This is a genomic window from Roseateles sp. (assembly GCF_039929605.1).
Lineage (GTDB): Bacteria > Pseudomonadota > Gammaproteobacteria > Burkholderiales > Burkholderiaceae_C > Pelomonas.
The window spans coordinates 1-13147 of the sequence record NZ_JBDSQX010000070.1 but is presented as its reverse complement, the minus strand read 5'-3'; the positions used below and the strand labels follow the sequence as shown (position 1 = coordinate 13147).

General features: G+C 68.9%; 12 protein-coding genes. 2 read left to right on the top strand and 10 right to left on the bottom strand.

Translation table 11 applies throughout. The features are described from left to right. The 4 genes from ABIS05_RS09820 to ABIS05_RS09805 all read right to left on the bottom strand — a co-directional run. Nucleotides 1–1542: AAA family ATPase (locus ABIS05_RS09820; RefSeq protein WP_348012517.1), on the bottom strand; the 1542-nt coding region annotated here is incomplete at its 3' end. A 55-nt stretch (nt 1543–1597) separates the two neighbouring features. Next, entirely contained in the window at nt 1598–2848 is a 1251-nt protein-coding gene (locus ABIS05_RS09815; RefSeq protein ID WP_348063244.1) for a hypothetical protein, read from the bottom strand. A gap of 152 nt (nt 2849–3000) precedes the next feature. Further along, a complete protein-coding gene (locus tag ABIS05_RS09810) occupies nt 3001–3234 on the bottom strand; it encodes a hypothetical protein (RefSeq protein WP_348012515.1) in 234 nt (77 codons plus the stop codon). A gap of 137 nt (nt 3235–3371) precedes the next feature. Beyond that, a complete protein-coding gene (locus ABIS05_RS09805) occupies nt 3372–5381 on the bottom strand; it encodes an alpha/beta fold hydrolase (RefSeq protein WP_348012514.1) in 2010 nt (669 codons plus the stop codon). 73 nt (nt 5382–5454) lie between these two features. Between ABIS05_RS09805 and uvrA the strand changes: the two genes are divergently transcribed. Next, the gene (uvrA, locus tag ABIS05_RS09800) at nt 5455–8340 is read left to right on the top strand and encodes an excinuclease ABC subunit UvrA (protein WP_348012513.1); all 2886 of its coding nucleotides are present in this window, start codon (nt 5455–5457) and stop codon (nt 8338–8340) included. On the opposite strand, the gene ABIS05_RS09795 is transcribed toward uvrA, so the two are convergent. Next, on the bottom strand, nt 8341–9162 hold the full coding sequence (locus ABIS05_RS09795) for an MHFG family PEP-CTERM protein (protein ID WP_348012512.1): 822 nt from the start codon (nt 9160–9162) through the stop codon (nt 8341–8343). Nucleotides 9163–9372: 210 nt separating this feature from the next. Between ABIS05_RS09795 and ABIS05_RS09790 the strand changes: the two genes are divergently transcribed. Continuing rightward, the gene (locus ABIS05_RS09790) at nt 9373–9765 is read left to right on the top strand and encodes a response regulator (protein WP_348012511.1); all 393 of its coding nucleotides are present in this window, start codon (nt 9373–9375) and stop codon (nt 9763–9765) included. A gap of 126 nt (nt 9766–9891) precedes the next feature. Here the strand turns inward: ABIS05_RS09790 and ABIS05_RS09785 are convergent, their stop codons facing one another. From ABIS05_RS09785 to ABIS05_RS09765, 5 genes are all read right to left on the bottom strand, one after another. After that, nucleotides 9892–10332, bottom strand: a complete 441-nt coding sequence (locus ABIS05_RS09785) for an SWIB/MDM2 domain-containing protein (RefSeq protein ID WP_348012510.1) — start codon at nt 10330–10332, stop codon at nt 9892–9894. A gap of 222 nt (nt 10333–10554) precedes the next feature. Continuing rightward, entirely contained in the window at nt 10555–11100 is a 546-nt protein-coding gene (locus ABIS05_RS09780) for a cytochrome b/b6 domain-containing protein (protein WP_348012509.1), read from the bottom strand. Between the two features lie 6 nt (nt 11101–11106). Next, complete coding sequence (locus tag ABIS05_RS09775; RefSeq protein ID WP_348012508.1) at nt 11107–11394, bottom strand: PepSY domain-containing protein; 288 nt, start codon at nt 11392–11394, stop codon at nt 11107–11109. Next, on the bottom strand, nt 11394–12539 hold the full coding sequence (locus ABIS05_RS09770; RefSeq protein ID WP_348012507.1) for an alpha-hydroxy acid oxidase: 1146 nt from the start codon (nt 12537–12539) through the stop codon (nt 11394–11396). The genes ABIS05_RS09775 and ABIS05_RS09770 overlap by 1 nt, the downstream gene beginning before the upstream one ends. Continuing rightward, the coding region (locus ABIS05_RS09765; protein WP_348012506.1) for a Fe2+-dependent dioxygenase at nt 12524–13147 on the bottom strand (624 nt) is incomplete at its 5' end. The genes ABIS05_RS09765 and ABIS05_RS09770, both read right to left, overlap by 16 nt.

Below are 13147 nucleotides of genomic sequence, written 5' to 3'. Positions count from 1 at the left end.
CTGCGCCGCCAGCGCGCGCACGGCGGGGTGCTGCTCGCCGAAGCCGGACAGGGCCTCCAGCAGCCAGGCCGGGATGACGTTGCCGATGACGGCGGCCAGGCGCACGAGCCTGGCCTGCTCGGGCGGTAGCCGGCCGACGCGGGACTCGACCAGGGCGGCCAGCCAGGCCGAGTTGCTCTGGCCCTGGACGAAGCTGTTGCCGGCATCGGCCGCCGCGTGGCAGAGCTCCTCGATGAAGAGCGGGTTGCCGCCGGCGTGGCGCAGCACCTCGGCGGCGAGGAAGGGGTCGACCTGGGGCGCGAGCTGCTGCACCGCGCGGGCCGATTCGCGCTCGGTCAGCGGCGGCAGCTCGATGATCTGGGCGCCGTCGTCACGAGCGCCGGGCAGGGCGGGCTCGGGCCGGCTGGCCGTCAGCAGCAGCAGCGGCAGGCTCTGCGCCGCGGCGATGGTGCGCAAGCGGTGCAGCAGGCGCAGGGAGGCGTCGTCGGCCCACTGCAGGTCGTCGATGAAGACGAGCTGGGTCTCGTGCCGCGCCAGCGCCAGCAACAAGGCGAGCAGGGCGTCGGCGCGCTGGCCGGGTGCGCTGTGCTGGGCGGCGGCCAGCTCGGACGGCGCGTCGGTCATGCCGTCCATGCTGCGCAGCATCTGCAAGAAGGGCTGCAGCGGCTCGGCGCTGAGGTAGCTCTCGCAGTAACCGCGGTGGAGGCGGCAGATCTGACCGGCCTGGTCGCCCGCGTGGCGCAGGAACTCCTCGGTCAGCCGCGTCTTGCCAACGCCGGCGCCAGCGCGCAGGCCGAGCCACAGCGTGCGCCCGCCCAGCGCGCGCACGAGCGCCGCGTCCAGCGCCGCCAGCTCGGCCTCGCGGCCAACGAAGGGCGCCAGACCGCGGCGCACGCTGGCCTCGAAGCGGCGGCCCACGGCCGCGCGGCCGAGCACGCGGTAGGCCGCCAGCGGCGTGGCGCGGCCACGCAGTTGCAGCGTGAAGCGCGGGCCGGTCTCGAAGAACTGGCTCTGCAGGCCCAGGCTCTCCTCGCTGGCGATGATCTCGTCGGCCTTGGCCGCCTCCGACAGGCGTGCGGCGATGTTGGGCGCATTGCCCAACAGCTCGAAGCGGCCACGCATCTGGTCGCCCTCGTTGACCAGGACGATGCCGGCATGCACGCCGCTGTGCAGCGTGAGGCCGCAGAACTCGGCTGGGCGGGGGCCGGGCGGCATGATGCCGCGCACGGCGGCGTGCAGCTCCAGCGCAGCCTCGGTGGCGCGGCGGCCGTCGTCCTCGCGCACGTCGGGGTGGCCGAAGACGGCCAGCATGCCGTCGCCCTGGATGCGCGCGATGACGCCGCCGTGGTGGGGCACGATGCGCTCGTACAACCCGCGCAGCCCCGTCAGCATGGCCGAGTAGTGCTCGGCCTCCATCCACTCGGCCATGGCGGTGGAGCCGCTCAGGTCGACGAAGAGCAGCGTCAGCAGCCGGCGCTGGCCAACCGCGCTAGGGGCGTCAGGCGCTGCGGCGAAGGCAAGGGGGACGGGAGACTCGGTCACTGCCCGGTCATCCTAACGAGGGGGTCCTGTGCGGCGCGCGCCCACGGCCGCCGGCTCAGGTGGGCAACGGATGAAAGTCGGTGTCGGCCACGGTGCGCGGCGCGTCCGGGGGCAGGTCTTCCTCGCGCAGCCCAAGGTAGATGGGCTCGCCGTTGCGGCGGTGGATGTTGATCTTGGCGTTGTAGACGCGGTGGATCAGGCCGTGCTTGTCGGCAATCTGGTATTCGCTGATGCCCCACAGGCCTGCGGCGTCGCGCCGGCCGGTCAGGTAGCAGGCGATCTCGTCGACCTCGGAGCCGGCCAGCCGCAGGCCGTTCAGGCTGCGCAGCGGCGCGCGCGTGCGCTCGACGAAGTCCAGGCTGTCGATGCGCACGTCGCCACCGGTGGCTTCGTCGTGCATCAGCGTGTTGAACTTGCCGACGAGGATCTGCCCCGGCTGGGCGTTCTCCACCATGCGCGCCAGCTCGATGGTGACTTGGCCCACCAAGTAGCTGAACGAGGTCGGATTCAGGCCCTCGGACTGGTAGAACTCGTAGTGCGAGCCGACGTGGAAGCAGGCGCGCAGGCGCGGCACGGACTCCGCCCGCGTGGCGCGCTCCTGGGCCAGCGCGTTGTCGGCCAGGATGAACTGCATCAGCTGATACAGCTCCACATTGGCCTCGACCCCGCGCATGCGGTTCCAGATGTAGAAGCCGTCGCCCGTGGTAGTGCGGGCGAAGTTGATGTTGATTTCCTGGGCCAGCAACTTGGCGTAGGCCGCGTTGACCGAGCAGGACAGGCTGTTGAGCTGCACGACCTGCTGCAGCGGCGTCAGCAGCGAAAAGCCGACGGCGTCGAACAGGATGACGGCGCGGTCTTCCACGAGGCGCACGCCGTAGCGCGCGGCGACAGCGGCGATCAGCGGCAGGCCCAGGCCCTTCTCGGGGGCGAAGGGCAGCTCGATGAAGCGCGGCGTCACGCCGAGGGCGGCGCTGACTTCGTCGAAGCCATCGGCGTCCAGGTGCTCCTGGTTGGACAGCAGCTTGTCCAACAGGCGCGCGCGCCGCGTCAACTCGGCCGCAGCCAAGTTGCCGTCGCCCAGGGCGAACTCGGTCAGCATGGGGTGAGGCGCGACGATGGCACGCAAGCCGTTCGCCTCGGGTGTCCAGCCGAAGATGAGGTTATCCCCCAGGTTCCACAGCGTGTAGAGGGCCTGGTCCAGCAGGATGATGTTGTCGCGAAGCTGGTTTTCGCTCAGGCCTGCCGGGGCCGGATAAGCCATGAAGCCATCCAGCCAGGATCGTCGTTTGCGCAGCTCTTCTTTCACAAGCGGGCTCCGATGAAGAGGCCCGATTGTCTTTCAGAGAATTGGCTTTCGCTGCGAGAGACAAGCCGACTCGACGGCGCAGTTCAGGCGACCGGCCTGCTGCGCCGGCGACTCGGCTCGTGGATTCGCGGTCAAAGGCATCGTCAGGCGGCTCAGGCGCGGCGACCGGTGATGGTCACGCGGGGCAGTTGCTCGACCTGGGCGACTTCGCGTACGGCATAACCGGTGACGACGACGCGCGGCAGCTGGGTGACCTGTTGCACGGCCTTGCCGGTGATGACGACGCGGGGCAGCTTCTGCACTTCCTGGGGCGCGGCGCTGGCGGCGAAGGCGGTGAAGGCAAAGGCGGCGACAGCGGCGGTCTGGATCAGAACGGTGGTCTTCATGGTGCTTCCTTCGGGGTTTTCACAGCGGGATTGCTGTGTCGATGGAAGGAGTTTCGTCACCGGACCGGCCCGTCGCCAGGGCGCTGCGACGAGTCGTCAGAGGCAGGCCGCGAGCTGCAGGCGGCCGCGATGAACCGTCAGTTCGGACGCGGGTTGGTGTTGCCGATGTGACGGGCCAGGAAGCGTTCGACGCGGCCCCAGAAGTCTTCGTTGGTCTTCTGGTTGAACCAGCCATGGCCTTCTTCGGGGTAGACCACCCATTCCAGCGCCTGGTCGGCACGCAGCGCGGCCTTCATGTCGGTGCCGTGCTTGAGCGGCACGCGCCGGTCCTCGCCGCCGTAGGCCATCAGCAGCGGCATGCGGATCTCCTGGGCGCGCAGCAGCGGCGAGGTCTTCTTCATCTGCTCGGTGTCGGTATCGGGGTCGGCCACCAGGCGCGTCATGCCGTAGCGCTTCCATTCTTCGGAAGCGTCGCTCCAGTGGATGCTGCTCAGCAGGCCGATATCGGTGACACCGACCCAGTTGACGGCGCACTTGAACAGGTCCCCCTGCGTGACGGCGCCCATCAGGGCCGCGTAGCCACCGTAGCTGGCCCCCATGATGCAGGCGCGCTGCGGGTCGGCCCAGCCCTGCCTGACGGCCCAGGCCAGCGTGTCGGCCAGGTCGTCCTGCATGGCCAGGCCCCACTGCTTCCAGCCGGCGCGAAAGAGCTGCCAGCCGTAGCCGGTGCTGCCGCGGAATTCGGGCTCCAGCACCAGGTAACCTCGGCTGGCGAGGAACTGGGCCATCGGCTCCCAGCGCCAGTGCGTGCCGCGCACATAAGGCCCGCCGTGCACGAGCACCACGACGGGTGCTTTGCCCTTCACGCCGCCGGCTGGCTGGGTGACCAGCACAGGCATCTCCAGGCCGTCGCGCGCCTTGATGCGGTGGTAGTCGCGCTGGCCCATCAGCGAGGGCTTCAGGGCCGCCGGTGCGGCAGCCAGCCGCTGCAGCGTCTTGTCGGCTGGCTTGTACAGGTAGTACTCCGCCGGCCGTTGGTCGGAGACCGTCGTGACGACGATGTTGGTCGCATTCAGGCAGCGCTGGCAGTCGAGCAGGTTCACGCTGCCAGGCAGCCGGGCGTCGATGTCGGCCTGCATGGCCTTCATCGTGGCGTCCAGCCACGCCGTGCCGTGCGCGTCGGTCTCGTAGCGGATGCCGAGCAGGCGGCGCGCTTCGGGGTCGAACAGCACCCGGCCTTGGTAGGCATACCCCGGCGCGCTGAACAGGGGCTCCTTCTCGCGGTCACCGGTCTTGGGATCGAGCCGGAACAGCGCGGTGGAGCCTTGGTAGGGGGCTTCGCCGAGCATCTCGCCGTCGGGCCCGATCCACTCGGGTTCAGGCCGCGTCGGTGCATAGCCGTCGTCTTCGAACCAGGGCTCCCATTGGCCCGTCGCGCTACGCCGGAACCAGCGGCTTCGGCCTTGATGGAAAGTTTGGAGGAGGCGCGGTTCACCCTGCCAGTCGAGCACCCAGTGATTGGCGTGGTCAGGCAGGTTCTTGCTGAGGCTGGTAGTTCGCCCGGTGCGGGTGTCGAGCCGGGCGAGTTGGTAGCCGGTCGATTCAGGGTCGGTCGACCACCGGCGGCGGCCCACGATCACGTCGTTGCTGCCGTCCGCCGGCACGTGGTGCAAGGTCCAGATCAGCTCCAGCCGGCGGTCGCTCATCATGCCGGTGCTGTTGGTGACGAAGTGCTTGTCGGTGTTGATCAACTGACGGAAGTTCGTGCCGTCGCGGTCCACCGCCCACAGGCCTTCGGCCCACACGTTGGTGCTGCCATCGGGGTTGTCCGACACCTGCAACACCAGCCGGTCCTCGGTGACCCACTGATGGTCGGCAATGTCGGCGTCGTTGAAGGCGGCAATGATCTTGGCCGGCGCCATGGTCTGCAGGTCGATGACCGCCAGCCACATGCGGTCATCCTTGCCTGCCGACTGGATGGCGAGGTAACGGCCACTCGGGCTCAGCTTGGGTCGGCGAACCTGCGGGCGCTTGAAGAAGTCCTGGACGGACGGCGGCGTGGCCGGGGCCGTCTGTGCTGGCGCTGTTGGAGCCGTCAGCAGCAGGATGGTCATGGCGACGGCGGCTGCCGCGAGGCGCATGGACATGTTCTCTCCCTGTCGTCTTGGACGGCCGCGATTGTCACGACCTATCATGGCCGGTTCGATTGTGAAAACTCCCATGTCGCTCCCTGAGTCGAAATTCATCCGCGTTCGCGGCGCCCGCACCCATAACCTGAAGAACATCGACGTCGACCTGCCGCGCCACGCGCTCGTCGTCATCACCGGCCTGTCGGGTTCGGGCAAGTCGTCGCTCGCCTTCGACACGCTCTATGCCGAGGGCCAGCGGCGCTACGTCGAGAGCCTGTCCAGCTACGCGCGGCAGTTCCTGCAGCTGATGGACAAGCCCGATGTGGACATCATCGAAGGCCTGTCGCCCGCGATCTCCATCGAGCAGAAGGCGACCTCGCACAACCCGCGCTCCACGGTGGGCACCGTCACCGAGATCCACGACTACCTGCGGCTGCTTTACGCCCGCGCCGGCACCCCTTTCTGCCCCGACCACGACTTGCCGCTGGAAGCCCAATCCGTCAGCCAGATGGTGGACGCGGTGCTGGCCATGCCCGACGAGAGCAAGTTGATGCTGCTGGCACCGGCCGTGCGCGACCGCAAGGGCGAGTTCGTCGAGCTCTTTCAGGACCTGCAGGCCCAGGGCTATGTGCGCTTTCGCGTCGACGGCGCGACGGTGGAGGCGCCGGAGATCCCGGCGCTGAAGAAGACCGAGAAGCACGACATCGACGTTGTCATCGACCGCGTCAAGCTGCGTGCCGATTCCCACGACCAGCTGCGCCAGCGCCTGGCCGAGAGCTTCGAGGCCGCGCTGCGCCTGGCCGAGGGCCGCGCGCTGGTGATGAACATGGAGTCCGAGCACACGACGCTCTTTTCCAGCAAGTTCGCCTGCCCGGTCTGCTCCTACTCGCTGCCCGAGCTGGAGCCGCGCCTGTTCTCCTTCAACTCGCCGGTGGGCGCCTGCCCGAGCTGCGAGGGCCTGGGCCAGGTGACGGTGTTCGACGCGGACCGCGTCGTTGCCTTCCCCACGCTGTCGCTCGCCAGCGGCGCCGTCAAGGGCTGGGACCGCCGCAACCCGTACACCTTCTCGCTGCTGGAATCGGTCGCGGCGCACTACAAGTTCGACGTCGATGCGCCCTGGGAGAGCCTGCCACCGGCTGCGCAAGAGGTGCTGCTGCGCGGCTCCGGTGACGAGGACATCAGCTTCGTCTACCAGGCCGAGACGGCCGCTGGCAAGAAGCGCAGCGTCAAGCGCCAGCATCCCTTCGAGGGCATCCTGCCCAACCTGCAGCGCCGCTTCAAGGAGACCGACTCGGCCGCCGTGCGCGAGGACCTGGCCCGCTACATGGCGGCCAAGCCCTGCGTTACCTGCGAGGGCTCGCGCCTGCGCCGCGAGGCCCGCAACGTGGTGCTGCAGCCGGCGGACGCGCCGCCCGGCGTGCGCGGGCGGCCGATCTTCGAGGTCGAGCATTCGACGCTGCGCGAATGCCTGGATTACTTCGAAACGCTCAAGCTCAAGGGCAACAAGGCCGACATCGGCGACAAGGTCATCCGCGAGATCGCGTCACGGCTGCGCTTCCTGAACGACGTCGGGCTCAACTACCTCAGCCTGGACCGCAGCGCCGACACGCTGTCAGGCGGCGAGTCCCAGCGCATCCGCCTGGCCTCGCAGATCGGCTCCGGGCTGACCGGCGTCATGTACGTGCTCGACGAGCCCAGCATCGGCCTGCACCAGCGCGACAACGACCGCCTCATCGCCACGCTGCGCCGCCTGCGCGACCTCGGCAATTCGGTGCTGGTGGTGGAGCACGACGAAGACGCCATTCGCGCCGCCGACTGGGTGCTGGACCTCGGCCCCGGTGCCGGCGTGCATGGCGGCTACATCATGTCGCAGGGCACGCCGGCCCAGGTGGCGGCCGACCCGAACTCCCTGACGGGCCGCTACCTGAGCGGCGCCGCGCGCATCGAGGTGCCCAGCCAGCGCCACAAGGTCACCGAGGGCCAGCGGCTGCGCATCGTCAACGCGCGCGGCAACAACCTTAAGGGCGTCACGGTCGACATTCCGGTCGGCGTGCTGACCTGCGTGACCGGCGTGTCCGGCTCGGGCAAGAGCACGCTGGTCAACGACACGCTCTACGCCGCCGTCGCCAAGAAGCTCTACAACAGCCACGCCGACCCGGCCGCCTACGACGAGATCGAGGGCCTGGACGCCTTTGACAAGGTCATCAACGTCGATCAGAGCCCCATCGGCCGCACGCCGCGCTCCAACCCAGCGACGTACACCGGCCTGTTCACGCCCATCCGCGAGCTGTTCGCCGAGATGAACACGGCGCGCGAACGCGGCTATGGCCCCGGGCGCTTCAGCTTCAACGTCGCCGGCGGCCGCTGCGAGGCCTGCCAGGGCGACGGCGTGCTGAAGGTGGAGATGCACTTCCTGCCGGATGTGTATGTGCCTTGCGACGTCTGCCACGGCCGGCGCTACAACCGCGAGACGCTGGAGGTGCTCTACAAGGGCAAGAACATCACCGACGTGCTGAACATGACGGTGGAGGACGCGTTCACGCTCTTCAATGCCGTGCCGGCATTGGCGCGCAAGCTGCAGACGCTGCTCGACGTGGGCCTGGGCTATGTGAAGCTGGGCCAGAGCGCAACGACGCTGTCCGGCGGCGAGGCCCAGCGCGTGAAGCTGGCGCTGGAGCTGAGCAAGCGCGACACCGGCCGCACGCTCTACATCCTGGACGAGCCCACCACCGGCCTGCACTTCGCCGACATCGCGCTGCTGCTCAAGGTGCTGCACCAACTGCGCGACGCGGGCAATACCATCGTCGTCATCGAGCACAACCTGGACGTCATCAAGACGGCCGACTGGCTCATCGACATGGGCCCGGAGGGCGGCGCCGGCGGCGGCCAGCTACTGGTGGCCGGCACGCCGGAAGACGTGGCGGCCTGCGAGGCCAGCCACACGGGGCGCTACCTGGCGCCGCTGCTGAGGCGCTGATCAGCGCTTGCGGTTGAAGCGATAGCCGATCACCAGCAGGCCCGCGACGATCATGGCCCAGGTCTGCGGCTCGGGCACGGCAGGCGTGACGCCGGGCAGCTCCGGAGATTCGGCCGGTCGCACCGTGCCGGGCGGCAGGGACGGCATGCCCATGCCTGCCAGGATCGGGCCGCTGCCACCGCCCGCAGCCGACTGCGGTGCCGGGCTGCCCAGCGCCGCGATGCTGCCGCCGCCCGAGGCCGGCGTGCTGCTGCCCAGTGACGCGCCACCCGACTGCCCGGAGAAGCTGTCCGGCGCTGCAGCCGCCATCGGGCCGGCCGCGGGGGCTTCGAATTCCAGCGGGGTGGCGTTCTCCCCCTCGTTGGTCGACGAGGCCACGTTGGCGGCGCTGGACGGCGCCGCAGCGGCCGGCTTGGTCTCCAGGCGGCGGATGCGGCTGACGTTGCGGCAGACGGTGGGCACCAGGATGCACTGGCCGTCCTCGCAGTAGACGAGGCCGCGCTCCTGCGTCTTGGCCGTCCACTTGGCGCGTGTGACCGTCTTGCAGATGGCCCCGGGGCCGAAATGCATGTCGCTGATCTCCGGCGCGTAGGTGGCCTGGCCCTTGATCGTGTCGCGCTCGATGAGGGCGATGTCGTCGTAGCTGCGCGCCTTCATGCGCGCCTTGAGCTTCTCGCGCGTGGCGGCGGGGATGTCCCGGTAACGGTCCACGGCCGCCACCACGTCGCCCATGAAGGGGTTGACGCCTGGGCGGTCCCAGCTGCAGTCGGGCAGCGTGGAGCCGGCGGAAACGGCGAGAGCGAGGGTGGCGATCAAAGACATCGGAGGAGGCCTGTCAAAACAGCGCGCCCCAAACAGGGCGCATATCCCAAGTGTTAGGGATATTCAGGGTTTACGAGCGTTGAAGACCCCCCGAAGACAGGGTGAGTGCCGGGTGCGAAATATCACGCTCTCCTGCGAAACCATGGCATTTCGGCCCTCCGGGCATTGCTGCTATCGTGCCGACCGCTGCAGCTGTCCCCCGATTCCGCCATGCCCGACCGTGCCGCGCCGCTGGTGCTTTACGTCGAAGACGACCGCATCCACCTGATCCTGATGGAGGAGGTGTTCCGGACGCTGCCGGGCTGGGAGCTGCGCTGCGCCGAGACCGGCGCCGAGGCGCTTGCAGCACTCGCGGAATGCCGGCCCGACCTGCTGCTCATCGACATGAACCTGCCCGACATGACGGGCCTGCAATTGCGGGCCCATGTCGCGGCCGATGCCGATCTGTCGGCCGCGCTGGGCGATGCACGCTGGGTGGCGCTGTCGGCCGACAACCCAGGCGACGTCGTGCGCGCCGCGCGCGCAGCCGGCTTTGCCGACTACTGGCTCAAGCCCATCGACGTGCCTCGCCTGGAGGCCAGTTTGCGCACCTTGCTGCGTTGACTGCGGACTGGCGCCAGGCCGCCACGAGCCTGCCCCCTTGGACGAGGCGCTTTCATCGAGGCACAAAAAAAGCCCGGCAGTGCCGGGCTTGTGTTGACGAAGCCGCGCACGAGGCGCGGCGCCGCTTCACTTCAGGTGGCTGTTGATCAGCTTGGTCATCTCGAACATGTCGGCCTTGGCCTTGCCGAAGATTTCCTTCAGCTTGGCGTCGGCGTTGATGACGCGCTTGGACAACTCGTCCTGCAGCTTGTTCTTCTTGATGTATTCCCAGACCTTCTTGGTCACGTCGGTGCGCGGCAGGGGTGCTGCGCCGACGATGGCCGCGAGAGCGGCGCTGGGGGTCAGGGCCTTCATGAAGGCGGCGTTGGGCGTGCGCTTCTTGGCGGGTGCTGCGGCCTTTTTGGCTGCAGGTGCCTTCTTCGCTGCAGGTGCCTTTGCGGGCGCTGCTGCCTTCTTTGCTGCAGGCGCCTTTGCAGGTGCTGCCGCCTTCTTTGCTGCCGGTGCAGCCGCCTTCTTCGCCGGTGCCGCCGCCTTCTTTGCGGGCGCGGCCTTCTTCGCAGTTGCCATGTCGATTCACTCCATCAAAAGTTGTTGATGTGCCGGGCGTGGGTGAAGGCCCAGTAGGCCTTCAATACTCGCTAGCACCCTGCGGCGGCGATGGTACTGCGCTCCCTGGGGGAATAGAAGGCTTTCATAGAGGGGATGACCCGCACAGGCCCATGAAATCGGACCTTTCTCGCCTTGCTTGTCGCAAGGCCGCATCAGTCCTGGGTTCTGCGGGCCGATGTGTCAGCGAATGTCGTCGCCATCGGCTGCCCGCTTGCATCCGCTGAACATCGCGGCCACGAGGTTTTCTCGGTGCCGCCAGCTCGTCACGACGACGCCGGCGAGGTGGCCGACAACGAGGGTCGCGACGCCCCAGGCCAGCCACGCGTGCAAGTCCGACAGCCACTCGTAACCCCACAGCCAGTCGGTCGTGTAGAGCCAACCGCTCAAGCTCAGCGCGGCAACTGTTGACCACAGCGCCAGCACCATCCAGCCGCCCAGCGGGTTGTGGCCGATGTGGCGCGGTTCGCGGCCGGCGCGCATCGCGCGTGCATAGGCGAGCACTGCGCGCGGGCCGCGCACGAATTGGCTCAGGCGCGCGTAAGGGCTGCCCACGAAGCCCCAGGCCAGTCGCAGTGCGACGGCAGCGCCGGCCACGTAGCCGGCGGTGTGGTGCCAGTCGTCGAAGTGGCTGGGCGGCCAGTGGCCGCTGATCCAGGCGGTGGCGACGGCGGCGGCCAGCGTCCAGTGCAGGGCGCGCACCAGTACGTCCCAGACGCGGATGCGCATGGCTTCTTACTTGGCGACGGTGGGCTGCTCGCCTTCGGGGTAGACGCGCTCGAAGGTCTTGGGGTTGTAGAAGGCCTCGGCCTTCTTGCCGCTGCCGTCGAAGCCGTAGACCTCGTAGCAGCCGTTGTAGTTCTGGACCTTGCGGACCTTCCAGCCTTCGCCTTCGAGCTTCTTCTGCAGTTCCATCTGCGGCTTCTTCTCTTCCTTGGGCACGGCGGGGCAGGAGACGTTGCCGTGGGCAAAGGCGGCGCTGGCGATGGCGGTCAGGGCGAGGGTGGTGAGGAGGCGTTTCATCATGGAGTCCTTGGGTGGGTGTTGCCGTGCCAGAACAGTGCCGGGCCGGCGTCGGCGAGGGTCTTGCAGCCGCAGAGCGCCATGGCGATCTCCAGCTCGTCGCGCAGCAGGCGCAGCGCGTGGGCCACGCCCAGGGCGCCGCTGGCCGCAAGCGCGTGCACGTAGGGGCGGCCGAGCAGCACGGCATTCGCGCCAAGGGCCATGGCCTTGAGCACGTCGGTGCCACGGCGGATGCCGCCGTCGACAAGCAGCGGCACATCAGGGCCTAGCGCCGCGCGCAGGGGCGGCAGCAGCTCGGCGGTGGCGGCGATGGTGTCCAGCGTGCGGCCGCCGTGGTTGGAGACGATGAGGCCAGTCACGCCGCGAGCCAGCGCTTCGCGCGCGTCATCGGCGTGCGTGACGCCCTTGAGCAGCAGCGGCAATTTGCTTTCGGCGCGCAGCCAGTCGACTTCACGCCACGTCGCCGCGCGTGGCATCAGGCCGTCGAAAAGCGCGCTCTGGCCGGGCTGCAGGTCGAGCGGCTTCTTGAGGCCGCCGAGGTTGACGGCGCGAATGTCGTCGGGCAACTTGAAGCCAGCACGGCGCTCGCGGTCGCGGGCGCCGTGCACGGGGGCGTCGACGGTCAGCACCAGGGCCTGGTAGCCGGCGGCTTCGATGCGCTTGAGCAGCGCGCGCATGAATTCGCGGTCGTCGCGCCAGTAGAGCTGGAACCACGGCGGGCCGGCGGTGGGGTCGGCCAGCATGGGCGCGGCCACGTCTTCCATGGGCACGCTGGCCTGGGCGCTGAGGACGATGCCGGCGCCTTGCGCGGCAGCGGCGTGGGCAACGGCCCGCTCGCCATCGGCGTGGAAGAGGCGCTGGTAGGCGATGGGTGCGAGCAGCACGGGATGCAGCAGCTCGCGGCCGAGCAGCGTCACGCGCGTGTGGCCGCCGGAGAGGTCGCGCAGCACGCGCGGGTGCAGCTTCATCGCGTCCCACGCGGCTCGGTTGGCGCGCAGCGTGTGCTCGTCGGCGGCGCCACCATTGAGGTAGGCCCAGGCGGATTCGCTGACGCGCGCCTTGGCCGCTGCCTCGAAGTCGGCGAGGTTGGCGAGGCCGTTCGGCAGGGCCTCGATGGCCGGCGCCTGGCTCACGTGTCGGCCCACATCCGCAGCAGGTTGTGATACGTGCCGGTCAGCTGAACGAGTTGGGGCGTTTCGCCCAGTTCGCTGCGCAGATGCATCAGGCTCATGTCCATCTCGTAGAGCAGTCGGCGCTGCTCGTCGGCGCGCACCATGCTCTCGATCCAGAAGAAGCTGGCCAGCCGCTCGCCGCGCGTGACGGGCTCGACGCGGTGCACGCTGGTGCCGGGGTAGATGACGAGGTCGCCCGCTGCAAGCTTGACGCGCTGCTCGCCGAACGTGGTGTCGATGACGAGTTCGCCGCCGTCGTAGTCGGTGACTTCGCTGAGGAACAGCGTGCAGGAGATGTCGGTGCGCACCCGTTGCGTGCCGCCGGGAACGTAGCGCACCGCTTGGTCGACGTGGCGGCCGTAGGCGTTGCTGGCGCCCGCGTAGCGGTTGAACAGCGGCGGCAGCACGCGCTTGGGCAGCGTGGCGGAGAAGAACAGCGGGTGCTGTTCAAGCGACTGCAGCACCAAGGCCTGCAGCTCGCGGTGCTGCTCGCTGCCCGGGGGCAGCTGCTGGTTGTTCTTGACCTGCGCGGCCTGCTGGCCGGCGGTGCTGCGGCCGTCGGCCCAGGGTGCTGCGGCCAG

Excerpts from the sequence above, each read along its gene's own strand:
- ABIS05_RS09780 (WP_348012509.1), bottom strand. The coding sequence starts at position 11,100 with ATGCGCATCCGCGTCTGGGACGTACTGGTGCGCGCCCTGCACTGGACG.
- ABIS05_RS09795 (WP_348012512.1), bottom strand. The coding sequence starts at position 9,162 with ATGTCTTTGATCGCCACCCTCGCTCTCGCCGTTTCCGCCGGCTCCACG.
- ABIS05_RS09775 (WP_348012508.1), bottom strand. The coding sequence starts at position 11,394 with ATGAAACGCCTCCTCACCACCCTCGCCCTGACCGCCATCGCCAGCGCC.
- ABIS05_RS09790 (WP_348012511.1), top strand. The coding sequence starts at position 9,373 with ATGCCCGACCGTGCCGCGCCGCTGGTGCTTTACGTCGAAGACGACCGC.
- ABIS05_RS09785 (WP_348012510.1), bottom strand. The coding sequence starts at position 10,332 with ATGGCAACTGCGAAGAAGGCCGCGCCCGCAAAGAAGGCGGCGGCACCG.
- uvrA (WP_348012513.1), top strand. The coding sequence starts at position 5,455 with ATGTCGCTCCCTGAGTCGAAATTCATCCGCGTTCGCGGCGCCCGCACC.
- ABIS05_RS09805 (WP_348012514.1), bottom strand. The coding sequence starts at position 5,381 with ATGTCCATGCGCCTCGCGGCAGCCGCCGTCGCCATGACCATCCTGCTG.
- ABIS05_RS09810 (WP_348012515.1), bottom strand. The coding sequence starts at position 3,234 with ATGAAGACCACCGTTCTGATCCAGACCGCCGCTGTCGCCGCCTTTGCC.